Source organism: Mycoplana ramosa, assembly GCF_041930185.1.
Taxonomy (GTDB): domain Bacteria; phylum Pseudomonadota; class Alphaproteobacteria; order Rhizobiales; family Rhizobiaceae; genus Mycoplana; species Mycoplana ramosa.
On the sequence record NZ_JBHEEW010000001.1, the window covers coordinates 195,173 to 217,711 of the forward strand.

The following is a 22,539-nucleotide window of genomic DNA, read 5'->3' on the forward strand; positions in this document are numbered from 1 at the left end:
AGCCGGGCTTATCAGGATCGGGAAACAGCATGGCCAAGCGCATTCAGTCCTTCCGCGAGATCACGGACCAATACGATGTCGTGCTCTGTGACGTCTGGGGCGTGCTGCACAACGGCGTGGAAGCCTTTGCGCAGGCCTCGGAGGCATTGGCGCAGGCACGTGCCGCCGGGCTGACCGTCGTGCTGATCACCAACTCGCCGCGCCCCCGGCCCGGCGTGAAAGTGCAGATCCGCGGACTTGGCGTGCTGGACGAGGCCTACGACCGCATCGTCACCTCCGGCGACGTGACCCGCTCGCTGATCACCGCCGGCCCGGAAAAGATCTATTTCATCGGTGCACGCAAGGACGAGGCGCTGCTGGAAGGGCTTGGCGTGGAGGCCGTCTCGGCGGAAGAGGCGGGCATCGTCGTCTGCGCGGGCCTGCGCAACGACGAGAAGGAAACGGCGGACGATTATCGCGCAGAGCTGGAGACGCTCGCGGCCCGTCATCTGCCCTTCATCTGTGCCAATCCCGATCTGGTGGTGGAGCGCGGTCACCGGCTGATCCCCTGCGCCGGCGCGCTCGCCAAGCTCTATGCAGAGATGGGCGGAAGCACGCTGATCGCCGGCAAGCCGCATCGTCCGATCTACGAGAAGTCGCTGGAGGAGGCGCGCGAGGTGCGGGACGGGTTCGACCTTTCCCGCGTGATCGCGATCGGCGACGGCATGCCGACCGACGTGCGCGGCGCCGAAGCCTTCGGCCTCGATGTGCTCTATATTTCCGGCGGCATCCACGCCAAGGAGTACGTCAAGGACGGCACGACCGACGAGGCCAGGCTGGACGCGTTCCTGGCCCGCGAACAGGCGACGCCGAAATGGTGGATGCCACGATTGCAGTGATTGGACGGCGAGACGCATGACCGTATTCCATCGCAACGAAACCAGGGAGCCGCTGCCCGAGCATCTGCGCGCGGGCGTGATTGCGATCGGCAATTTCGATGGCGTTCATCGCGGTCATCAGTCGGTCTTGCAGCGGGCGCTGGACATTGCGAACGCGCGCGGCGTGCCGGCGCTTGTCCTCACCTTCGAGCCGCACCCCCGCACGGTCTTCCGACCCGATCAACCCGTCTTTCGCCTGACGCCGGCGCACCTGAAGGCGCGGATCCTGGAGGGGATGGGGTTCTCGGCGGTGATCGAATATCCCTTCAACCGGCAGTTTTCGCAGACGGCGGCAGCAGACTTCGTCCGCCAGGTGCTGATGGACTGGCTGCACGCCAGCCACATCGTCACCGGCTTCGACTTCCATTTCGGCAGGGGCCGGGAGGGCGGGCCGGCCTTCCTGATGGCGGCCGGCGAGGAAAACGGCTTCGGCGTGACCCTGGTCGATGCCTTCCGCGACGAGAATGCCGAGGTGATTTCGTCGAGCCGTATCCGCGAGTTGCTTGCCAAAGGCGACGTCGCGGAGGCCGCGGGCCTGCTCGGCTACCGCTACACGGTCGAAACCCAGGTGATCGGCGGCAAGAAGCTTGGCCGGACGCTCGGCTTTCCGACCGCCAACATGCAGCTTCCGCCCGAAGTGGAACTGCGCACCGGCATCTATGCAGTTCGCTATCGCCGCGCCGATGGGACGCTGTTCGACGGCGTTGCCAGCTTCGGCCGCCGCCCGACGGTGGACAGCAACGGCGCGCCGCTGCTGGAGACCTTCGTCTTCGACTTTTCCGGTGACCTCTATGGCGAGACCTGCACGGTGTCCTTCTTCGAGCACCTGCGCGACGAGCTCAAGTTCGACGGTCTCGACGCGCTGGTCGTGCAGATGAAGCGCGACGAGGAAGAGGCACGCGCACTGCTTTCCGGCGTGCGCCCGCTCGGGGCGATCGACAGGATGCTCTGTTTCTGAAAGAAGAAATCGTGCGGCCACGCCCGCTGCACCTTTTCAATCGGCCGAAAACGCCGTAATACCGCGCGTCATGATGTTCTACCGGCTGACCATCGACCTGCGAATTAGTGGCCCGGCCTTCCGCGCGCTCTGAGCGAGGCCGGAAGGTCCGGGATTTCGGGCGTTCCGAACCGCGCCCCCGCCGTCACCGACAGACAGATCCCCTCTTGCAGCGCGACAACTCGCGCGATGAAGCGATAGCCAAGCCATGACCGACACGCCCGAGAAGATCGACTATTCCTCCACCCTCTACCTGCCGCAGACGGATTTTCCGATGCGCGCCGGCCTGCCGCAGAAGGAGCCGGAGACGGTGGCCCGCTGGCAGAAGATGGACCTCTACAAGAAGCTGCGCGCCTCCGCTGCCGGCCGGGAAAAATTCGTCCTGCACGACGGCCCGCCCTATGCCAACGGCAACATCCACATCGGCCACGCGCTGAACAAGATCCTCAAGGACGTCATCAACCGCTCGTTCCAGATGCGGGGCTATGACGCCAACTACGTTCCCGGCTGGGACTGCCACGGCCTGCCGATCGAGTGGAAGATCGAGGAGAAGTACCGCGAGAAGGGCAAGAACAAGGACGAGGTGCCGGTCAACGAGTTCCGCCAGGAATGCCGTGACTTCGCCTCCGGCTGGATCAAGGTGCAGACCGAGGAGTTCAAGCGCCTCGGCATCGAGGGCGACTTCGAAAACCCCTACACGACGATGAACTTCCACGCGGAGGCTCGCATCGCCGGCGAACTGATGAAGATCGCCAAGAGCGGCCAGCTCTACCGCGGCTCCAAGCCGATCATGTGGTCGGTGGTCGAGCGCACCGCGCTCGCCGAGGCCGAGGTCGAGTATGCCGACGTCGAGAGCGACATGATCTGGGTGAAGTTCCCGGTCAAGGAAGGCCCGGAGGCGCTTGCCGGCACCTTCGTCGTCATCTGGACCACCACCCCGTGGACGATCCCCGGCAACCGGGCGATCGCCTATTCCTCGCGCTACGCCTACGGCCTCTACGAAGTCGCGACCGCCGAGAACGATTTCGGCCCGCAGCCGGGCGAAAAGCTGATCTTCGCCAAGCGGCTGGCCGACGAATCCGCCGCCAAGGCCAAGCTGACCTTCAACCTCGTCCGTGACGTCGAGGCCGACGAACTGGCCGCGATCACCTGCGCCCATCCGCTGCACGGCCTCGGCGGCGGCTACGACTTCAAGGTGCCGCTGCTCGACGGCGACCACGTCACCGACGACGCCGGCACCGGCTTCGTCCACACCGCCCCCGGCCATGGCCGCGAAGACTTCGATGCGTGGATGGACTCCGCGCGCGCTCTAGAAGCCCGCGGCATCTCCTCGGCGATCCCATTCACGGTCGACGATGCCGGTTACTTCACGTCTGACGCGCCCGGCTTCGGTCCGGATGCGGAAGGTGGCGCAGGCCGCGTCATCGACGACAAGGGCAAGAAGGGCGATGCCAACGAGCGCGTCATCAAGGCGCTGATCGCCCGCCATGCGCTGTTCGCGCGCGGTCGCCTGAAGCACTCCTATCCGCATTCCTGGCGCTCCAAGAAGCCGGTGATCTTCCGCAACACGCCGCAGTGGTTCGTCTACATGGACAAGGACTTCGGCGACGGCACGACGCTGCGCTCGCGCTCGCTGTCGGCGATCGACGATACCCGCTTCGTTCCCGCCGCCGGCCAGAACCGCCTGCGCGCCATGATTGAGGCACGCCCGGACTGGGTGCTGTCGCGCCAGCGCGCCTGGGGCGTACCGATCGCGATCTTCGCCGACGAGCAGGGCGAAATCCTCGTCGACGACGCGGTCAATGCCCGCATCCTCGAGGCCTTCGAGAAGGAGGGCGCCGACGCCTGGTTTGCCGATGGGGCCAAGGAGCGTTTCCTCGGGTCTGATCACGACCATGGTCGCTGGCAGCAGGTGATGGACATCCTCGACGTCTGGTTCGATTCGGGCTCGACGCACACCTTCACGTTGGAGGACCGCCCGGACCTGAAGTGGCCGGCCGACGTCTACCTGGAAGGCTCCGACCAGCATCGCGGTTGGTTCCATTCGTCGCTGCTGGAAAGCTGCGCCACGCGCGGCCGCGCGCCCTATGACGCCGTCGTCACCCATGGCTTCACCATGGACGAGAAGGGCGAGAAGATGTCGAAGTCGAAGGGCAACGTCGTCGCGCCGCAGGACGTGATGAAGGACGCTGGCGCTGACATCCTGCGCCTGTGGGTGATGACCACCGACTACTGGGAAGACCAGCGCCTCGGCAAGACGATCATCCAGACCAACATCGACGCCTACCGCAAGCTGCGCAACACGATCCGCTGGATGCTCGGCACGCTCGCCCACGACAAGGGCGAGGAGATCGCCTACGCCGACATGCCGGAACTGGAGAAGCTGATGCTGCACCGGCTGTCGGAACTCGACCAGCTGGTGCGTGAAGGCTACGACGCCTTCGACTTCAAGAAGATCGCTCGCGCCCTGATCGACTTCTCCAACGTCGAGCTGTCGGCCTTCTACTTCGACGTGCGCAAGGATGCGCTCTACTGCGACGCGCCCTCGAGCCTGCGCCGCCGTGCGGCGCTGGCCGTGATCCGCAAGCTGTTCGACTGCCTGGTGCTGTGGCTGGCGCCGATGCTGCCGTTCACGACGGAAGAGGCCTGGCTGTCGCGCAAACCCGATGCCGTCTCGGTCCACCTCGAACAGTTCCCGGCAATCCCGGCCGAATGGAGGAACGACGCGCTGGAAGAAAAGTGGGAGAAGATCCGCGCCGTCCGAACCGTCGTCACCGGCGCGCTCGAGATCGAGCGTCGCGAGAAGCGGATCGGCTCGTCGCTGGAAGCGGCCCCGACCGTCTACATCACCGATCCGGCATTGATGGCGGCGCTGGAAGGCGAGGATTTCGCCGAGATCTGTATCACGTCGGCGATCACGCTCGTTGCCGGCGAGGGGCCGGCCGAGGCCTTCCGTCTGCCGGAGGTCGCCGGTGTCGCCGTCGAACCGAAGCTGGCCGAGGGCAAAAAATGCGCCCGCTCCTGGCGCATCACCACCGATGTCGGCTCGGATCCGGACTATCCGGACGTTTCCGCACGTGATGCGGCTGCGTTGCGCGAGATCGGCTTCCGCACAGCCGCCTGAAGGCTCAGCCAGACGAAAGGTTGTGCACAAGACAGGCAAGATACCGGATGAATTGCGCTTTTGCGCCTCATCCGGTATTGCTGCCTGAAAATCGTCGGATTTTTCGCCCAACGCACGGCATTCGAGGGCCGTAAATGGCGCGATTCGCCGGCTTTGCTGGGAAAGGTTTGCATGAGAATGACGCGAGGAATTCGACTGGGCGCCACCGTGGCGCTGCTTGGCGCATGCGCTGTTCTTTCCGGCTGCATCGGCGGCCCGACCTATGGGACCGACAAGACCAGCGGCGAGCAACTGATGGACGACATTGGCAACTCGGTGATGCTCAGGCCGCCGAGCGGCAGCGACAAGAAGATCGCCTACCAGCCGCGCGGCGCGCTCGTGGTCCCCAAGGACCAGGGGCAGCTTGTACAGCCGCAGAAATCGCTTGCCTCCACCGCCGACAATCCGCAGTGGGTGGAAAACCCAGAGGACATGCGCGAGCGTCTCAAGGCGGAAGCGACCGAGAACGAGCGCAAGATCGGCTACAATTCGCCGCTGCAGACGCAGCACAACACGATGCGGCAGCTCTCGACGAAGGAGCAGACGGAGCAGTATCGCGAGGCGCGCCGTGTGCAGCAGGGCCTCTACTCCGACAAGCGCCGCTATCTGAGCGATCCGCCGCTCGACTACCGCAAGCTGCCCGAAGAAGCCGCCGCCGATCTCGGCGAGCCGGAGATGAAGAAGGAGCGCCGGCGCCTGAAGGAGGCCAAGATGGCCAACAGCGGCACTAAGACGTGGTGGCCGTTCTGATCCGATGAGCTACCGTATTCGCAACGCGACCGCCGCCGATGCGGCGATCATCCTGCGTTTCATCACCGAACTGGCCGTCTACGAGAAGGCGGGGCATGAGGTCGAGGCGACCGTCGAAACGCTGGCGGAATCGCTGTTCGGTCCCGGCTCCGTGACGCGCGCCGTCATCTGCGAAAGCGAGGCGGGTGAACCGGTCGGTTTCGCTGTCTGGTTCTACAACTATTCCACCTGGCAGGCCCGCAACGGGCTCTATCTCGAAGATCTCTACGTCACGCCGGAGCATCGCGGCGCCGGTGTGGGGCGCCAACTCCTGCGGCATCTGGCCAAGGTTGCCGTGGCCGAAGGCTGCGGCCGCTTCGAGTGGAGCGTGCTCGACTGGAACGAGCCGGCGATCCGCGCCTACGATGCGATCGGCGCCGAGCCGCAGAACGAATGGATCCGCTACCGTCTGACCGGGGACAAGCTGAAGGCATTTGCCGGCGGCTGAGTGTCATCGGCGAGCGGCAAAGAAGTCCTTGAGTATTTCGGACGCTTCCTGTCCGCCGATTCCCGAATAGACCTCGGGCGCGTGGTGGCAGGTGGATTGGGCGTAAAAGCGCACGCCGCTGTCGACGCCGCCGCCCTTGGGGTCCTCGGCGCCATAGTACAACCGCCTGAGCCTGGCAAAGGAGATGGCGGCGGCGCACATGGTGCAGGGTTCAAGCGTGACATAGAGGTCCGCCTCGTTGAGCCGCTCGTTGCCGAGGACTTCGGCGGCTTCGCGGATGACCAGGATTTCGGCATGGGCGGTGACGTCGCGATCCTCGCGCGTGCGGTTGCCGGCGCGAGCGACGACCTTTCCCTCATGGACGAGAACGGCGCCGATCGGCACTTCGCCGCGCTCGGCGGCCTGACGCGCCTCCGCCAAAGCCTGGTCCATGAACCTATTCGTCATGCCCAATTGAGAATTCCTCTTAACCCCGGTCGCCTGACCTGATACGACACGCCAAAACGGTAGGCAAACAACATATGACATCGAGAGACAAGCCAAAACGCCCGGGCGCAAAGCCCTTCGACCGCGATCGCAAGCCGCGTGACGGCGCCGGCAAGCCGGATGGCAGGAAGCCGTTCGGCGCGGGTGCAAAGGCGTCAGGCTTTGCCAAGTCCGAACGGGGTTCGTCCAAGCCGCAGGGATCGTCGAAGGGCGAAAAGCGCGACTTTGGCAAGAAGGCGGGAGCGCGCGCCCCGGCGGCCGCCGGCCCGTCCACCGGGCAGGAGCCCGAGCGCATTTCCAAGCTGCTCGCGCGCGCAGGCGTGGCCTCGCGCCGCGACGTCGAGCGCATGATCATGGACGGAAGGGTTCGGGTGAACGGCGTCGTGCTCGACACACCGGTCGTCAACGTCACCTTCGCCGACCAGATCGAGGTGGATGGCGTTCCCATCCGCGGCATCGAGCGCACGCGTCTGTGGCTCTTCCACAAGCCCGCCGGCCTGGTGACCACCAATGCCGATCCCGAAGGTCGCCCGACCGTGTTCGAGCACCTGCCGGAGGATCTGCCGCGCGTGATGTCGGTCGGCCGTCTCGACATCAACACCGAAGGCCTGCTTCTTCTGACCAATGACGGTGGCCTTGCGCGCGTCCTCGAACTGCCGACCACGGGCTGGCTGCGCCGCTATCGCGTGCGCGCCCACGGCAAGATTGACCAGGAAGCGCTGGACCGGCTCAAGGATGGCATTGCCGTCGATGGCGTGCTCTACGGCGGCATCGAGGCGACGCTGGACAAGGTTCAGGGTGCAAACGTCTGGATCACGATGGGGCTTCGCGAAGGCAAGAACCGAGAGGTCAAGAACGTGCTCGGCGCGCTCGGCCTGGAGGTGAACCGCTTGATCCGTATTTCCTTCGGGCCGTTCCAGCTCGGCGACTTGCCGGAAGGACAGGCGCTGGAAGTTCGCGGCCGCACGCTGCGCGATCAACTCGGCCCGCGGCTGATCGAGGACGCCAAGGCGAACTTCGAGGCGCCGCTGTTCGAGCACCAGCACGACGACAAGGAGGAAACGCCCGCGCACGCCGATAAGGGTGGACGTGAGGCGCGTCAACCCGCGCCATTCCGCGAAAAGGACGGCGACCGCCGGGAAAAGGCGAGAGCGCGGCTGGATACGAAGCGCGACAACCGGTTTGGCGACAAGCGGGACGACAAGCGCGGACGCGACCGCGACGATGACCGCTTTGCCGACCGGCCGAAGCGCGAGCCGGGCAATCGGGCCCGCAAGTCGAATGTCTGGATGGCGCCCGGCGCCCGTCCCGTGGCGGAGCGGGGTCAGAAGGCTGCCGAGGGTGAGGAAGCGGTCAAGCGCACGCCGCGTGACCGGCCGGAAGGCGCTCCCAAGACGAAGCGCTATGGCCGGACCCGGGATGGCGAGGCGACGAAAACGGCCCACAAGTTCGATCCCGACCGGAAAAAGCCCGGCGGCCGTTTCGAGGAACGTGGTGATCGCGACCGCAGCAGCCGCAACCGCGACCTTGGCGGGCGCGGTCCGCGTGTTCTTGGCGCCGGGGATGAAGGCGGCGAATGGATCCGCGCCAGCGAACCGGAAGCGCCTTCGCGTGACGATCGCGGCGGTGGGTTCGGCCGCCCGCGCTCCGGGGCCGGCGATGCGCGTGCTCCGCGTGAGTTTGGTGATCGCCCTGGACGCGACGACCGCAAGCCGCGCGGCAAACCCTTCGGCGATCGCGGTGGCGACAAGCCGTTCGGCAAGCGCGAGGACAGGCCGTTCCGTGGACGTGAAAACGACAGGGGCGAACGCTCTTTCGGCGACAAGCCTTCCGGCGGCCGAGGCGGCGAGCGCTCTTTCGGTGACAAGCCTGCTGGCGGGCGCGGGGGGGAGCGGTCGTTCGGCGGCAAGCCGGGCGGCAAGTCCTTTGGCGGCAGACCGTCCTTCGGCAAGCCGGCCGGTGGCCGACCGGGCGGAAAGCCCGGTGGTGGCAGGCCTGCGGGTAAGCCTGGTGGCGGTCGCCCGGCCGGCGGCAAGCCACGCGGCCGGGGGAACTGACGCGCCGTGCGCATCGTGGGTGGAACATTGCGCGGCCGACCGCTCGCCACGCCGAAGAGCAATGACGTCCGGCCGACCACCGACCGCACGCGCGAGAGCCTCTTCAACATCCTGGCGCACGCCTATCCCGAGCATGTCGACGGCGCCCGTGTTCTCGACCTGTTCGCCGGAACGGGCGCCGTCGGTCTCGAGGCGGTCTCGCGCGGCGCGCGCGCCGTGCTGTTCGTCGAGCAGGGTGTGGAGGGCCGCGGCCTGATCCATACGAACATCGAGGCATTCGGCCTGCAGGGCAAGGCCAAGATCTTCCGGCGCGATGCGACGTCATTGGGTACGGTCGGGACGATGGAGCCATTCGACCTCTTGTTCGCCGACCCGCCCTATGGTCTCGGTCTGGGCGAGAAAGCCCTTGACGCGGCGGCAAAGGGTGGATGGCTTGTGCCCGGCGCCCTTGCCATTCTGGAAGAGCGCGCCGATGTGACGCCCGCCGTTGTCGAAAGCTACGAGCCGCTGGAGGTTCGCACGTTCGGCGACACGCGCATGCATTTCTACCGGTACGCGCCCGCCTGAGGACTTGCGGGCAGAGGAGGTTCGATGCTGGACGATGCCCCCAAGCCGGAAACGTCAAAGAGCAGCGCGCGACACGCGACGCCGACGGTTGCGCTCGCCCTTGGCGGCGGCGGTGCGCGCGGCCTTGCGCATATCCATGTGATCGAGGTCCTTGACGAGCTCGGCATTCGGCCGCAACTGATCGCCGGATCGTCGATTGGCGCGATCATGGGGGCGGCCATGGCCGCCGGCCTTAGCGGCAAGGAAATCCGTGAACACACGCTTGCCGCCGTCGGCCGCCCGGCTGAAGCGCTCGGCCGTATCTGGGGCCTGCGGCCGGCCACGCTTGCCGAAGCATGGATAAACGGGTTTCGGATCGGACAGTTTAATCTGGAGCGCGTTCTACGGGCCTTCCTGCACCCGCAGATACCCGATCGTTTCGAGGACCTGCGGATTCCGCTGAAGGTGATCACGGCCGATTTCTACGAGCAGTGCGAGCGGGTGCAGGAACGCGGCCCCCTTTACCCGGCGCTTGCAGCCTCCGCCTCGCTTCCGGCCGTGTTTCTTCCCGTTCGGATCGACGGGCGCATTCTCATCGACGGCGGCTTGTGGAACCCGATACCGTTCGATCACCTGGCCGGAGCGGCGGATATTACCATTGGCGTCGATGTTGTCGGCAGGCCGACAGGCGACGAGGGCGCGATCCCCAACAGCATCGACAGTCTCTACGGAGCAAGCCAGCTGACGATGCGCGCGATGATCGCACTCAAGCTGGAGCAATGCCGGCCCGACATATTGCTCCAGCCCGAGGTCGGCCGGTTCAGGGTTCTTGATTTTCTGCGGGCGAAAGACATTCTCGACCAATCCGCCGGTGTGCGCGACGATCTCAAACGGGCGCTGGAAATGCGGCTTTCGGGGAAAGCCGACGGGCAGGAGTAGCAGGCAGCGTCAGTCGGCAACCGTCTGTGCCATCACTGCCATGCCCTCTTCTTCGTCGTCCGCCACCTGCTCCGTATGCTTCGGCTTGATCAGCGGCTCAGGCCGCACGGGGCGGGAGTGCAGCATGTGCCGGCCCGCCGTCAGGCCTTCGGCCGCCTGCAGGATCAGGCGCTCTTCGTCGCGGCGGCGGATATCGTCGCTGATCGCCAGCGCCTCGTCGTCGCCGACACCGAGTCCCTCCAGGGTCTTGCGGCCGAACAGCAGACCGGACTCGAAGGTCTCACGCACTTCGACATCCACGCCGCGGGCCCGGAGCGACAGGGTGTGGATGCGGTCGTAGGAGCGGACGTAGACCCGCGCGTTCGGGTAGTCCGACTGCACGAGGTCGACGATCCGGTCGGTGATGTCGGCCTTGTGCGTGCAGACGGCGACGATCTTCGCCTTCTCGATACCGGCCGCCCGGAGCACCTCCTTGCGCGTCCCGTCGCCGAAATAGATGCGAAAGCCAAAGCTCGCCGCCTGCCGGACGCGGTCGGCGGAGAAATCGATGACGGTCACGTCGCGCCCGCCTGCCAAAAGGATCTGCGCGGCGATCTGGCCGAAACGCGAAAAGCCGATCATCAGCACGTCCGACCCGGCGCCTTCGAAGTCCTCCTCGATCTCCTCGCGGCCGTCCTCCCGGATGAGCACGCCGGCCAGAAGCGAGGCGATCGGGGTGAGCGCCATCGAGAGGGTGACGATCACCACCAGCAGCGAAGCAACGGCTGACGAGAAGACGCCCGCAGCCGCCGCGGCTGTGAACAGCACGAACCCGAACTCTCCGCCCTGCAGCAACAGCAGCGCCACCCGTACCGCGTCGTTGTGGGGCGAGCGCCCCATGCGGCAGATCAGATAGATCACGATGGCCTTGGCCAGCATCAGCGTCGGCACCGCGATGAGGATGACCTGGTAGTTGCGGAACACCACGTCGATGTCGAGCGATAGCCCGACGGCCATGAAGAACAGGGCAAGCAGGATCCCGCGAAACGGTTCGATGTCGGCCTCCAGTTCGTGCCGATAGGAAGATTCCGACAGGAGCACGCCGGCGAGAAAGGCGCCCATGGCCATCGACAGGCCGGCGAACTGCAAGAGCGTCGCCGAGCCGAGGACCACGAACAGGGCCGCCGCGATCATCGCCTCACGCGCGCCGGTGCGGGCGATGATCTGGAACAACGGATTGAGCACATAGCGCCCGATCATCAGCATGGCGGCGATGGCGGAGATGGCGACGAGGAAGTCTTGGAGCGCCGTGGTCGTGTCTTCCGGTGCCTGCGTCGCCAGGAGCGGGATCAGGGCCAGCAGCGGAACGATGGCAAGATCCTGAAATAGCAGCAGCGAGAAGGACCGCTGACCGTAGCGCGTGTTGGTGTCGCCTTTTTCGTCCAGGATCTGCAGCGCGAATGCGGTCGAGGAAAGGGCGAGACCAAAACCGATGATCAGCGCCGCCTGCCACTTCTCCACGCCGATCAGCAAGACAAGCGCCGTCAGTACAAGTCCGGTCGCCAGGACTTGTGCGGTGCCGAGACCGAAGATCTCCCTGCGCATCTGCCAAAGCCGCGAGGGTTGCAGTTCCAGCCCGATGATAAAGAGCAGGAAGACGATGCCGAGTTCGGCCACCCCCAGGATCTCCTCGCCGTCGTGGATATAGTGCAGGATCGGACCGATCACGACGCCCGCCGCGAGGTAGCCGAGAATGGTGCCGAGCCCGAGCTTCTTGAAGATGGGCGCAGCCAGAACCGCGCCTCCGAGAAGGAGCAATGCTTCGGCAAACAGGGCATGCGTATTTGCCATGCGAGTAAAGGTCCTTCGGAGTGTTAGAACGGTGCGGGCCAAGAATCACGGGTTCGACCCTTGATGCCTCTGCCAGTGCACAATAAATGGGGCAGGAATGAAAGGCCAAATCATGTCCGAGACCATCGATTCCGAAAGCCTTCTCGCCCGCGCCGGGGACCTCATCGATCATGCGATGAGAGCGGGCGCAGATGCTGCCGACGCGGTCGTCGTGCGCGGCCGCTCCCGCTCCGTCACGGTCCGCCTCGGCAAGGTGGAGGGGACGGAAGCTTCTGAGAGCGATGACTTTTCGCTTCGCGTCTTCATCGGCAAGCGGGTGGCGAGCGTTTCGGCCAATCCCGGGTTCGACCTCAAGCTTCTGGCGGAGCGTGCTGTCGCGATGGCTAAGGCTTCGCCCGAGGATCCCTTCGCCGCTCTGGCTGATCCGGCGGACCTGGCGAAGACCTGGCCCGATCTGGAGCTGTTCGATCCGACCGATGTCTCTTCCGACGATCTGGCGGAAGCCGCCCTTGCCATGGAGCAAGCCGCGCTGGATGTTGCCGGGGTGACGAACTCCAGCGGCGCAGGCGCCTCGGCCGGCATGGGCGGGCTCGTGCTCGCCACCTCGCACGGGTTCTCCGGCGCCTATTCGGCCAGCCGCTTCGGCCGCTCCGTCAGCGTGATCGCGGGCGAGGGCACCAAGATGGAGCGCGACTACGATTTCGACAGCCGGCTCTATTTCGCCGACCTGCGCGGCGTCGACGACGTCGGTCGCACGGCGGGCGAGCGCGCGGTCAGGCGTCTCAATCCCCGCCAGGTGCCGACGGCCAAGGATGTGACCGTCGTGTTCGATCCGCGCATGGCGCGCGGCATGGCCGGTCACATCGCCAGCGCCATCAATGGCGCCTCGGTGGCGCGCAAGACCAGTTTCTTGCGCGACAAGATGGGCAAGCAGGTGCTGAAGGCAGGGCTTTCGGTAACCGACGATCCGCTGATCGTCCGCGGCTCGTCCTCGCGCCCGTTCGACGGCGAGGGCGTCACTGGCGAGCGCCTGGTGATGATCGAGGATGGGGTCTTGAACCATTGGTTCCTGTCGACCTCGACGGCGCGCGAGCTTGGCCTGCACACCAACGGCCGCGGCGTGCGCGGCGGCACCGCCGTCAGCCCGGCCTGCACCAATTTCGCGCTTGAACCGGGCGATGTCCTGCCCGAGGATCTCATCCGCTCGATCGGCACAGGTTTCTACGTGACCGAACTCATCGGGCACGGCGTGAACATGGTGACCGGCGAATACAGCCGCGGGGCCTCCGGCTTCTGGATCGAGAACGGCGAGTTGGCCTACCCGGTTTCGGAAGTAACGATTGCATCCAATCTGACGGACATGTTCATGCGGATGACACCGGCCAACGACATCGACAGGAAGTTCGGCGTGGCCGCACCGACGCTTGCGATCGAGGGCATGACGCTCGCTGGCAAGTGAGGATGGCCGCAAGCCCGGGTCGAATGGAAACTGGAGCACACATGCCGGTCGGCAGCAATCAGTCCCAGTGGGAAGACGATCTCAACCTGCTGCTCGAAGCGGCGCAGGCTGCCGGCGCACGCGCGATGGAGTATTTTCGCAACGGGCCGGAGGTCTGGTGGAAGAATGAGGGGCGTTCGCCCGTCAGTGCCGCCGACATCGCCGCGAACGACATTCTCAGGTCGACCCTGCTTTCGGCGCGGCCGGGCTATGGCTGGCTGTCGGAGGAAACGGACGATGATCCGACGCGTCTGTCCCGCGAAACGCTGTTCGTGGTCGATCCGATTGACGGCACGCGCGCTTTCATCGCCGGAAAGGATCAATGGTGCGTCAGCGCGGCTGTGGTGCATCAGGGCCGGCCCGTTGCCGGCGTGCTGGTGGCGCCCGCACTGGGCGAGGTCTTTGCCTCGAGGGTCGGCGGAGCGACCCTGAGGAACGGATTGCAGGTTTGCGTGTCGGAGCCGGATGGAGAGCGCCCCTTGCGAATGGCTGGGGCGGCGGACATGGTGGTGCGGCTGGATCGCCGCGCCCTTGGCACGATCCAGCCCATTCCGCACGTTCCCTCGCTTGCCTATCGTCTGGCCATGGTGGCGGACGGCAGGATCGATGGCACGCTGGTCAAGGTCAATTCGCACGACTGGGACCTTGCCGCTGCCGATCTCATTCTCGCCAATGCGGGCGGTGGATTGGTGACGCTCGATGGTGCCGCGCTCACCTACAACCGCGCCGATGTCCGCCATGACGTCCTGTGCGCGGCCGGCAATGCCTGGCTCGGAAGATTGATTAGCGCCTCATGCGACCTTGCCGGCCATTGACCTTTTTGCACGGATGGCCCAAATCCGGTGTGAAATAATATCACAATTGAAGAGAGCACCATGACAGAGACTGGCGACAACAAGCAGCGCCTGCATCTCGTTTTCGGCGGCGAATTGACGACGCTGAAGGACGTGCAGTTCCGCGACCTCGACAACCTCGATATCGTCGGGATCTATCCCGACTATGCGAGCGCTCTGGTGGCGTGGAAGTCGAAGGCGCATCAGACCGTCGACAATGCGCACATGCGCTATTTCATCGTGCATATGCACAAGCTGCTCGATCCGGAAAACGCTTGACGCCTTCATTTTGCCTTGCGGCTGCTCTTGATGCCGCGGGGCAACCAATGACCGAGACCCCCATGAACGCTTTCGGACGGATCAACGCAGCCGGCAGGTGCCGATGAGCAATGCTCTCGCGCGCCTGGCGCTCTCCGCCTATCGCTGGGTCGGCCTCGGCCTCTACCCGGTCATGCGCCCCTACCTGGCCTACCGGGCTGCGAAGGGCAAGGAGGAGCGGGGCCGCCGCAGCGAGCGCTTCGGCCGCGCGAGCGTCGAGCGGCCGGCCGGACCGCTGGTCTGGATCCATGCGGCGAGCGTCGGGGAGACCAACGCGGTGTCGCCGCTGATCCGGGAGGTGCGCCGGCGGGGGATCAGCGTCGTGCTGACCACCGGTACCGTCACATCGGCCCGCGTTGCCCGGGAACGACTGGGCGATAGCGTCATCCACCAGTACGTGCCGCTCGACCTGAAACCCGTGATCGGGCGCTTTCTCGACCATTGGCAGCCGGACCTGGCGATCATGGTGGAATCGGAGATCTGGCCGATGACCATTCTGGAGCTTGGTGCGCGGCACATCGCCCAGGTGCTGGTCAACGGGCGGATGTCCGACCGCTCGTTTGCGCGCTGGAAGAAGCGCCCGGCGATCGCCGACGCGTTGTTCGAGAAGTTCGCCCTTGTCATTGCCCAGTCGGACGCGGACGCAGAACGCTTCCGCACCCTCGGCGCCCTGCCGGTGCTCGTCTCCGGCAACCTGAAGGTCGATACCGACGCGCCTCCGCATGATCCCGCCGTTCTCGCCGCCTACCGCAGCCAGCTCGGCCCCCGGAAGACCTGGGCGGCGATCTCGACCTTCGACGGCGAGGAACTGGCGGCGGGCACCGTTCACGCCATGCTGAAGGAGCACCTCGGGATTCTCACCATCATCGTGCCGCGCCATCCGGAGCGTGCAGACGCGATCGAGGAGGCGCTTGTCGCCAGGGGGCTGAAGGTGGCGCGCCGGACGCGCAACGATCCGCTCACGGCGGACACCGATGTTTTTCTGGGGGACACGATCGGCGAAATGGGCCTCTACCTGCGCATGACGGAAATTGCTTTCGTCGGCCGCTCGCTTTTCGGCGAGGGCGGGCAGAACCCGCTCGAGCCGGCGATGCTTGGCTGCGCCGTTCTGTCCGGCCCGAATGTCCAGAATTTCCGCGATAGCTATCAACGGCTTGCCAAGAGCGGCTGCGCCAGGATGGTGCGCGACGTCGAGATGCTGGCCAAGGGTGTTGGCTATCTCCTCGTCAACGACGACATGCGCCACAAGATGATCGCCGCCGGACAGGATTCGTTGCAGGAGATGCGCGGTGCGCTGACGGAAACGGTGCGCGGCCTCGAACCCTATCTCAACCCCTTGACGGTAAAGGCGCGCCTCCATCCACGCGAGGCCCCATGAGCGACATCACCATGGAAAAGACACGGACGATTTCCGGCATCCTGTTCGACAAGGATGGAACGCTGCTCGACTATGCGAAAAGCTGGGTTCCGGTGAACTACGAACTCGCGCGCATCGCCGCCAAGGGCGACGAGGGCCTGGCCCGCCGATTGCTCGTCGCCGGCGGCATGGACCCGGATACCGGTCACGTCGCGCCGGATACGCTGCTTGCCGCCGGCAATACCGTCGAGATCGCCGAGGGCATGGTTGCCGCCGGTTCGCCGATGACGGTGGTGGAGCTTTCGACACTGTTCGACGGGCTTTTCGCCCAATCGGCGTCGCTGGCTGTGGCCGTGACCGACCTCGCCGGGTTCTTCGCCGCGCTGCACGGCAAGGGCTATCGCCTCGGCGTCGCCTCGAGCGACAACGAGCAGTCCATCCGGCAGACGGCGCGCCGCTTCGGGTTCGACCAGTATCTCCACTACGTGGCCGGCTACGACAGCGGCTTCGGCATCAAGCCGGAGCCGGGCATGGTGTTGGGCTTCTGCGCCGCGACCGGCCTCGATCCGCACGAGGTCGCCGTCGTTGGCGACAATAACCACGACATGCACATGGGACGTCGCGCCGGCGCCGGGTTGACGGTCGCGGTTCTCACGGGAACCGGTTCGCGAGAATCCCTGGCGGCGGCTTCCGACTATTGCCTCAACGACATCACCGAATTGCACGCACTGTTGCCCGACGACGGTGCACCGCGCCGGGTAATCGCCTGAAACCGTTGCATTCCTTCGTTTTCCGGGCATTGTTAGGCATGTGTCCCGCAAGTGGGAACCGGTTTCGGGACAAATGCGAAAAAACAAGGGTCCAAAGCGTGGCAAGCGAATCTGAAAGTTCGCGACACGCTTTGGTGCGATTGCGGCGGGCTTGGGCAGCGGAATGCGCCGCAATCGAGACTTTACCCAGCCATGTTCGCAGGGGCTTGCCGTCGCAAGGCGATCGGATCGGGGGATGGAATGGTTTCTGAGGCTCCGCCGTTCTGGTGGATGAAGCCGGATTGGCGCGCCTACGCGCTGTGGCCGGCGTCGCGGCTCTACGGCTTGATTGCCGGGGCCCGCATGCGGCGTGCGCGCCGGACCGCCATTCCGGTGCCGGTCATCTGCGTCGGCAATTTCACCGTCGGCGGCGCCGGTAAGACGCCGACCTCGATCGCGCTTGCCCGTGCCGCCAAGGCGCGCGGCCTGCGCCCCGGGTTTCTCAGCCGAGGCTATGGCGGCTCGCTGGACGTCATCACCGTGGTGGATCCTGATCGTCACCGCGCCCGCGATGTCGGCGACGAACCGCTGCTGTTGGCGCGCGAGGCACTGACAGTGATCTCGCGTCGTCGCGTCGGCGGGGCGCGGCGGCTCGTGGACGAAGGCGTCGACCTCATCATCATGGACGACGGGTTCCAGAGTGCCCGGCTTGTCTTCGACCATGCGCTGCTCGTCGTCGACTCGCGGCGCGGCATCGGCAATGGCTACCTGATACCGAGCGGTCCCGTGCGGGCGCCGCTGTCCGAACAGATGCGGCAGGCGTCGGCTCTTCTGGTGATCGGCGATGGAAACGCGGCAGACGCGCTGATCCGCCAGGCGTCGCGGGCCGGCAAGGCGGTCCATACGGCGACGCTTGCGACCGTCGATGTGTCGGACCTCGTCGACAGGCCGGTGCTGGCCTGGTCGGGGCTTGCCGACAACGAAAAGTTCTTCCGCACTGTCGAGAGTACCGGCGCGTCGCTCTACGACACCCGCAGCTTTCCGGATCACCACCACCTCTCCGACGACGAGGTTGCCGACATCCTCGACCACGCCGAGGCGCATGGCTACGGCATCGTGACGACGGCCAAGGACAGCGTGCGCCTTGCGGGCGGGCACGGGCGATCGGAGGAACTGAGGGCGAAGAGCCGCGTGATCGAGGTCGAGATCCGGTTCGATGACCCGCGCGCACCGGACAAGATCATCGAGGCGGCCCTGGAAACTGCCCGCAAGCGCAGGCTAGGAACCCCGCGAAACCGCTGAAGGCGTGAACGGCAGGCGCGCGTCCCGCGCTTTTGCGGACCTCAGCCGGCCTGATTTGGAAGCGCGCCGGCGCGTTTTTCCGCTTCGAAGGATGCGGCCGCATCGACATAGGCCTCCTGGCGGGCAACGCTCCAGTAGCGCAGCTCGTCGATAGGAATCTGTTCTCCGGTCACGGCGCAGACAACGTAGGCGCCGGGCATCAGGATCTGGAAATCGCCATCGAGGTAACGGATCTTGGCCTCACGGCTTCCTTCAATTCGGTTCATCGTCCGCGTCTCCTGTTGCCTGCGCCTGCTGGCCGGGAAGGGGCGTCGCGAGGCGCTCATGGTCGGCAGGTTCCTGTTTGCCGTCTCGCCCTGTGCTCCGGCATGGCCGTCATTCCTGTGCCATATCGTGGCGTGTCGCCGAACGCCAGCGGTTTCAGCTTCTGCCGAACAAGCGTTCGATGTCGGCGAGCTTCAGTTCGATGTAGGTCGGCCGGCCATGGTTGCATTGGCCGGAGCCCGGGGTGGTTTCCATCTGCCGCAAAAGCGCGTTCATTTCCTCCGGCCGCATGCGCCGCCCCGAGCGCACCGAACCGTGGCAGGCCATGGTCGCGGCAAGATAGTCAAGCCGGCTGGCAAGCCCGTTCGCCGTGTCCCATTCCGCGAGTTCGTCGGCGAGCTGCCGGACCAGGCCGGCGGCATCCATCTCGCCGAGCATCGCCGGTGTCTCCCGGACGGCGACTGCGCCCGGCCCGAAGCGCTCGATGCCGAGGCCCAACCTCGCGAAAGCCTCCGCATGGGCGACGAGGCGGTCGCAGTCGTCCTCCGGCAGATCGACGATTTCCGGAATGAGAAGCGCCTGCGCCGGGATGGGGCGCGCATGCAGCGCGGTGCGCATCGCCTCGAAGACAAGCCGTTCATGCGCGGCATGCTGGTCGACGATGACGAGGCCGTCCTCGGTCTGCGCGACGATATAGTTTTCGTGCAGTTGCGCCCGCGCTGCGCCGAGCGGATGACGCTGCGGTTCCACATCGGCGGCGGGCGCGGCCATCGGAGCCAACGGCTCGGTGCGCGCCGAGGGCTGGATGCCCATGTCGAAGCCGGCCTGGTCGAAGCCGGCCTGGCGGGTCTCCGAAAAACCGTTCACGGCAGGCTGGCCCGCGAGCGGCCGATAGGGGGAGGTCGACGGGCTCCAGGCCTTTGAGGGGCGAGCCGTCTCCGGCCGGAACGCCCGCATCAACCCGGCAGCGCCGGACGTGGCGGCGCGGTCGCCCTCGCGCGTGAGCGCCTGGCGGATCGCCCCGATGATCAGACCACGCACCAGTCCGGGATCGCGAAAGCGAACATCCGACTTCGCCGGATGCACGTTGACGTCGACCAGTTCCGGGTCGATGGCGATTTCGAGGACGGCGACCGGATAGCGACCGCTCGGCACCGTCTCGGCATAGGCCCCGCGCAGCGCCGACCAGATCAACTTGTCCTGCACCGGCCGCCCGTTGACGAAGGCGAATTGCTGCAGACTGTTGCCGCGGTTGAAGGTCGGCACCCCGGCAAAGCCGGTCAGCCGCACGCCCTCGCGTTCGGCATCGATCTCGATCGCGTTGTCGCGGAAATCCTTGCCCAGCACCTGGGCGATGCGGGCCAGCCGGTCGCTTCCGGTGGCCGGCAGCTCCAGCGTCGAGCGGTCCGGCCCGGACAGCACGAAGCGAATCGCCGGGAAGGCGATCGCCATCCGGCGCACCACCTCGGTGATGGCGGCGGCCTCCGCCTTCTCGCTCTTCATGAATTTCAGCCGCGCGGGCGTGGCAAAGAACAGGTCGCGCACCTCGACCACCGTGCCGCGATTGGCCGGCGTCGGCCGCACCGGTTCCACACGCCCGCCGACCACGGTGATCTCCGAGCCTTCGGGAGCATCGGCCGTCCGGCTCTGGATCGACAGCTTCGCCACCGAGCCGATCGAGGGGAGGGCCTCGCCACGAAAACCGAGCGTGCGCACGTCGTCGAGACTGTGGTCGATCTTCGATGTGCAATGGCGCCTGACAGCAAGCGCCAGATCGCCGGGCGACATCCCCGAGCCGTTGTCGCTCACCCGCAGGAGCGTCTTGCCGCCGCCCGCCGTGGCGATCTCGATCCGGGACGCCCCCGCGTCGATGGCGTTTTCGATCAGTTCCTTGGCCGCGCTTGCCGGCCGCTCGATGACTTCGCCGGCGGCAATCTGGTTGATCAGGGTTTCGGAGAGCTGGCGTATCGACATGGTCGCATTTTCCGGGATTCGCGCTCGCGTGAAAAGGGTCAAAGTTTCAGGGTTCCGCTTCTCCCGGCTTTTCCGCCGGGAGCGGATTTTCGTGCCGCTTCCGTCGCTTAATTCGACTTTAATAAAATGCTGCCAAGCTGCCGCTCTGGCTTGTATGAGCACAAGCTGGCCGGATCTACCGGCGGACCATTTCAGCGCTGCTGGCCGCTGAATTCCTCGCGTCCAAGGGCATTCTGCCTGATCAGCATGGTTGGCGTAATCGCATGGGCGGCGGGGACTGCAGAGAATGAACGATGGTGCGTCCATCGACGCAGACATCCAATCCGGTATGTTCGACGCGGCGTGCGACCTCCTGGGCGTGGGTGTGTTCGTTTATGACCGAAACGATTGCCTCGTCTTCGCCAGCCGGCAGATCCACCGTTTCCTGCCGATCCCCCCCGATGTCGTGCGACCCGGCGCGCGCCTGCGCGATGTGCTGGGCGCCATCTTCGACGCGGGCATTCGCTACGGCATTCCTCCGGAACAGCGGCACAAGGTGATCAATCGCGAGGAATGGATCTCGGCGCGCATATCCGCCCATTGGCGTGAGCAGCACGAGATGGTGGAGCGGCTTGGCAAGGACCGCTGGGTGCTGTTTCGCAAGCGCCGCCTGCCGAACGGCTACAATATCTCGACGTTGAGCGACGTCTCGGAGCAGCGCAAGCAGGAAGAGCAGTGGCGCGCCGATCTGGAACGGGTCGCGCTGACCGAGCAGGTGCTCGACACGCTGCCGCATCCGCTCATCGTCAAGGACAAGAATCTCGCCTACGTCGCCGTGAACAAGGCGTTTTGCGCCATCCATGGTTCAGAGAGCGGGGCGATCCTTGGCCGCACGGTTTGGGATCTGGTTGATGCCGAAAATGCGACGCGCATCGACACAAGCGACCGCGACGTTCTGGAAACCGGCATACCTTTTCGATGCGAAGAGCGTATCGTGGGAACAGACGGCAGCCACCTTTACGTCGTCACGCGCAAATACCGGATCGGTTCCCCGGACAACTTCATTCTCATCACGATCATGGACGACGTGACCCATATCGTGGAACCGAAGGAAGAGATGGCGGCGGATGGTGTCACCTTGCGCGCGACGACCCGATTCCGCAAAGCCGAAGTCTGCTTCGATCCGGTTCGTGAGGCGGAGACGCGGCTGTTGCTGCAGTGGTGCCAGGACGACGAGACAGATATCGCCGGCAAGCGGATCCTTCTGGTGACACCGACGCGGCGGACCGAAGAGTTGCTGATCGGCCAGTTGCAGGCGCGCGGCGCCGACTGCGGCGCGGTCCGCTCGCTTGACGAGTTTTATGCCGTTCTCGACGCCGCGAACAGTTACGGCGTTGGCCTCGACCTCGTACTGGTCGACGACACCATGGATGGCTACGAGGCCATCGCCGAGGCCGGCGGCCTATCGGTGCGGGTCGTCACGCCGGACCGGATCGGGGTCGACTTCTTTCGGGCACTGGTGGAGCCGCATGCGGCGGCGGAGGCCATGCCGACCGATGTTCTCACCCCCTCGGCGCTGTTCGACGACTGGTATATCGCGACAGACGCCGACGCGATGATCGTTCAGGGCGATATCGAGGTGCTGGTCGCCGAGGACAACCAGATCAATCAGTTCGTCTTTTCGCAGATCCTGGAGGGCATGGGCGTCTCGCACCGGATCGCTGAGAACGGCGAGGAGGCGGTCGCTCTGTGGCGCAAGCACCAGCCGCGACTGGTGCTCATGGACATTGCCATGCCTGTCATGAACGGTCTGGATGCAACCCTCGAGATCCGCGAGGCGGAGAAGACGCTCCACACCCGGACGCCCATCGTCGCGGTGACCGCCCAGGCGTTGAACGTCGACATGCAGAACTGCCTCGATGCCGGCATGGACGACTACATCACAAAGCCGGTCAGCCCGGACATGATCGAAAGCGTCTACAACCGGTTCGTGACGCAGAGACGCGCGCAGAACGCCGCATGAGGGCGCGAATCCCCGTCAACTCCCCACTTTTCGGGGGTGACAGGGGCGATCGTGAAATCGCCTGCTATGT

At 65.5% G+C, this 22,539-nt stretch carries 19 protein-coding genes; 15 read left to right on the forward strand and 4 right to left on the reverse strand.

Annotation, left to right across the window (positions count from 1 at the left end):
- The first annotated feature begins 29 nt into the window (after positions 1 to 29).
- The 5 genes from JNC62_RS00860 (at position 30) to JNC62_RS00880 (ending at position 6,314) form a co-directional block, all read left to right on the forward strand.
- On the forward strand, positions 30 to 878 hold the full coding sequence (locus tag JNC62_RS00860; protein WP_374835035.1) for a TIGR01459 family HAD-type hydrolase: 849 nt from the start codon (positions 30 to 32) through the stop codon (positions 876 to 878).
- A gap of 16 nt (positions 879 to 894) precedes the next feature.
- Entirely contained in the window at positions 895 to 1,875 is a 981-nt protein-coding gene (locus JNC62_RS00865) for a bifunctional riboflavin kinase/FAD synthetase (RefSeq protein ID WP_374835036.1), read from the forward strand.
- A gap of 247 nt (positions 1,876 to 2,122) precedes the next feature.
- Positions 2,123 to 5,038 (forward strand): isoleucine--tRNA ligase, encoded by a 2,916-nt coding sequence (gene ileS, locus JNC62_RS00870; protein ID WP_374835038.1) that lies wholly within the window; start codon positions 2,123 to 2,125, stop codon positions 5,036 to 5,038.
- Positions 5,039 to 5,209: 171 nt separating this feature from the next.
- A complete protein-coding gene (locus JNC62_RS00875) occupies positions 5,210 to 5,827 on the forward strand; it encodes a hypothetical protein (protein ID WP_374835039.1) in 618 nt (205 codons plus the stop codon).
- 4 nt (positions 5,828 to 5,831) lie between these two features.
- On the forward strand, positions 5,832 to 6,314 hold the full coding sequence (locus JNC62_RS00880) for a GNAT family N-acetyltransferase (protein WP_374835041.1): 483 nt from the start codon (positions 5,832 to 5,834) through the stop codon (positions 6,312 to 6,314).
- Positions 6,315 to 6,317: 3 nt separating this feature from the next.
- Here JNC62_RS00880 and JNC62_RS00885 read toward each other — a convergent pair whose 3' ends face one another.
- On the reverse strand, positions 6,318 to 6,767 hold the full coding sequence (locus JNC62_RS00885) for a nucleoside deaminase (RefSeq protein WP_374835043.1): 450 nt from the start codon (positions 6,765 to 6,767) through the stop codon (positions 6,318 to 6,320).
- 68 nt (positions 6,768 to 6,835) lie between these two features.
- On the opposite strand from JNC62_RS00885, the gene JNC62_RS00890 reads away from it, so the two are divergent.
- Genes JNC62_RS00890 through JNC62_RS00900 form a run of 3 tightly spaced genes read left to right on the forward strand, consistent with a single transcriptional unit; the run spans position 6,836 to position 10,342 of the window.
- Positions 6,836 to 8,857 (forward strand): pseudouridine synthase, encoded by a 2,022-nt coding sequence (locus JNC62_RS00890; RefSeq protein ID WP_374835045.1) that lies wholly within the window; start codon positions 6,836 to 6,838, stop codon positions 8,855 to 8,857.
- 6 nt (positions 8,858 to 8,863) lie between these two features.
- On the forward strand, positions 8,864 to 9,424 hold the full coding sequence (rsmD, locus tag JNC62_RS00895) for a 16S rRNA (guanine(966)-N(2))-methyltransferase RsmD (RefSeq protein WP_374835046.1): 561 nt from the start codon (positions 8,864 to 8,866) through the stop codon (positions 9,422 to 9,424).
- Between the two features lie 24 nt (positions 9,425 to 9,448).
- Positions 9,449 to 10,342 (forward strand): patatin-like phospholipase family protein, encoded by an 894-nt coding sequence (locus tag JNC62_RS00900; protein ID WP_374835048.1) that lies wholly within the window; start codon positions 9,449 to 9,451, stop codon positions 10,340 to 10,342.
- 9 nt (positions 10,343 to 10,351) lie between these two features.
- On the opposite strand, the gene JNC62_RS00905 is transcribed toward JNC62_RS00900, so the two are convergent.
- Entirely contained in the window at positions 10,352 to 12,172 is a 1,821-nt protein-coding gene (locus JNC62_RS00905) for a monovalent cation:proton antiporter-2 (CPA2) family protein (protein ID WP_374835050.1), read from the reverse strand.
- 112 nt (positions 12,173 to 12,284) lie between these two features.
- On the opposite strand from JNC62_RS00905, the gene JNC62_RS00910 reads away from it, so the two are divergent.
- From JNC62_RS00910 to lpxK, 6 genes are all read left to right on the forward strand, one after another.
- Complete coding sequence (locus tag JNC62_RS00910; protein WP_374835052.1) at positions 12,285 to 13,631, forward strand: TldD/PmbA family protein; 1,347 nt, start codon at positions 12,285 to 12,287, stop codon at positions 13,629 to 13,631.
- A 23-nt stretch (positions 13,632 to 13,654) separates the two neighbouring features.
- Entirely contained in the window at positions 13,655 to 14,485 is an 831-nt protein-coding gene (locus JNC62_RS00915) for a 3'(2'),5'-bisphosphate nucleotidase CysQ (RefSeq protein ID WP_374835054.1), read from the forward strand.
- Between the two features lie 60 nt (positions 14,486 to 14,545).
- On the forward strand, positions 14,546 to 14,782 hold the full coding sequence (locus JNC62_RS00920; protein ID WP_374835056.1) for a DUF4170 domain-containing protein: 237 nt from the start codon (positions 14,546 to 14,548) through the stop codon (positions 14,780 to 14,782).
- 103 nt (positions 14,783 to 14,885) lie between these two features.
- Entirely contained in the window at positions 14,886 to 16,199 is a 1,314-nt protein-coding gene (gene waaA, locus JNC62_RS00925) for a lipid IV(A) 3-deoxy-D-manno-octulosonic acid transferase (protein ID WP_374835058.1), read from the forward strand.
- Positions 16,200 to 16,210: 11 nt separating this feature from the next.
- A complete protein-coding gene (locus JNC62_RS00930) occupies positions 16,211 to 16,948 on the forward strand; it encodes an HAD family hydrolase (protein WP_374835640.1) in 738 nt (245 codons plus the stop codon).
- Positions 16,949 to 17,188: 240 nt separating this feature from the next.
- The gene (gene lpxK, locus JNC62_RS00935) at positions 17,189 to 18,229 is read left to right on the forward strand and encodes a tetraacyldisaccharide 4'-kinase (protein ID WP_374835060.1); all 1,041 of its coding nucleotides are present in this window, start codon (positions 17,189 to 17,191) and stop codon (positions 18,227 to 18,229) included.
- A gap of 41 nt (positions 18,230 to 18,270) precedes the next feature.
- On the opposite strand, the gene JNC62_RS00940 is transcribed toward lpxK, so the two are convergent.
- Complete coding sequence (locus JNC62_RS00940) at positions 18,271 to 18,495, reverse strand: DUF2093 domain-containing protein (protein WP_374835062.1); 225 nt, start codon at positions 18,493 to 18,495, stop codon at positions 18,271 to 18,273.
- A gap of 154 nt (positions 18,496 to 18,649) precedes the next feature.
- Entirely contained in the window at positions 18,650 to 20,467 is a 1,818-nt protein-coding gene (mutL, locus tag JNC62_RS00945; RefSeq protein WP_374835064.1) for a DNA mismatch repair endonuclease MutL, read from the reverse strand.
- 286 nt (positions 20,468 to 20,753) lie between these two features.
- Between mutL and JNC62_RS00950 the strand changes: the two genes are divergently transcribed.
- A complete protein-coding gene (locus JNC62_RS00950; protein ID WP_374835067.1) occupies positions 20,754 to 22,469 on the forward strand; it encodes a response regulator in 1,716 nt (571 codons plus the stop codon).
- Positions 22,470 to 22,539: the final 70 nt, after the last annotated feature.

Bases quoted from the DNA above. Each gene is read 5' to 3' on its own strand.
- JNC62_RS00880 (WP_374835041.1), top strand. From the start codon at position 5,832: ATGAGCTACCGTATTCGCAACGCGACCGCCGCCGATGCGGCGATCATC.
- JNC62_RS00915 (WP_374835054.1), top strand. From the start codon at position 13,655: ATGGAAACTGGAGCACACATGCCGGTCGGCAGCAATCAGTCCCAGTGG.
- JNC62_RS00950 (WP_374835067.1), top strand. From the start codon at position 20,754: ATGAACGATGGTGCGTCCATCGACGCAGACATCCAATCCGGTATGTTC.
- JNC62_RS00905 (WP_374835050.1), bottom strand. From the start codon at position 12,172: ATGGCAAATACGCATGCCCTGTTTGCCGAAGCATTGCTCCTTCTCGGA.
- JNC62_RS00930 (WP_374835640.1), top strand. From the start codon at position 16,211: ATGGAAAAGACACGGACGATTTCCGGCATCCTGTTCGACAAGGATGGA.
- JNC62_RS00920 (WP_374835056.1), top strand. From the start codon at position 14,546: ATGACAGAGACTGGCGACAACAAGCAGCGCCTGCATCTCGTTTTCGGC.
- lpxK (WP_374835060.1), top strand. From the start codon at position 17,189: ATGGTTTCTGAGGCTCCGCCGTTCTGGTGGATGAAGCCGGATTGGCGC.
- ileS (WP_374835038.1), top strand. From the start codon at position 2,123: ATGACCGACACGCCCGAGAAGATCGACTATTCCTCCACCCTCTACCTG.
- waaA (WP_374835058.1), top strand. From the start codon at position 14,886: ATGAGCAATGCTCTCGCGCGCCTGGCGCTCTCCGCCTATCGCTGGGTC.
- JNC62_RS00910 (WP_374835052.1), top strand. From the start codon at position 12,285: ATGTCCGAGACCATCGATTCCGAAAGCCTTCTCGCCCGCGCCGGGGAC.
- JNC62_RS00865 (WP_374835036.1), top strand. From the start codon at position 895: ATGACCGTATTCCATCGCAACGAAACCAGGGAGCCGCTGCCCGAGCAT.
- JNC62_RS00940 (WP_374835062.1), bottom strand. From the start codon at position 18,495: ATGAACCGAATTGAAGGAAGCCGTGAGGCCAAGATCCGTTACCTCGAT.
- JNC62_RS00875 (WP_374835039.1), top strand. From the start codon at position 5,210: ATGAGAATGACGCGAGGAATTCGACTGGGCGCCACCGTGGCGCTGCTT.
- mutL (WP_374835064.1), bottom strand. From the start codon at position 20,467: ATGTCGATACGCCAGCTCTCCGAAACCCTGATCAACCAGATTGCCGCC.
- JNC62_RS00900 (WP_374835048.1), top strand. From the start codon at position 9,449: ATGCTGGACGATGCCCCCAAGCCGGAAACGTCAAAGAGCAGCGCGCGA.
- JNC62_RS00890 (WP_374835045.1), top strand. From the start codon at position 6,836: ATGACATCGAGAGACAAGCCAAAACGCCCGGGCGCAAAGCCCTTCGAC.
- JNC62_RS00860 (WP_374835035.1), top strand. From the start codon at position 30: ATGGCCAAGCGCATTCAGTCCTTCCGCGAGATCACGGACCAATACGAT.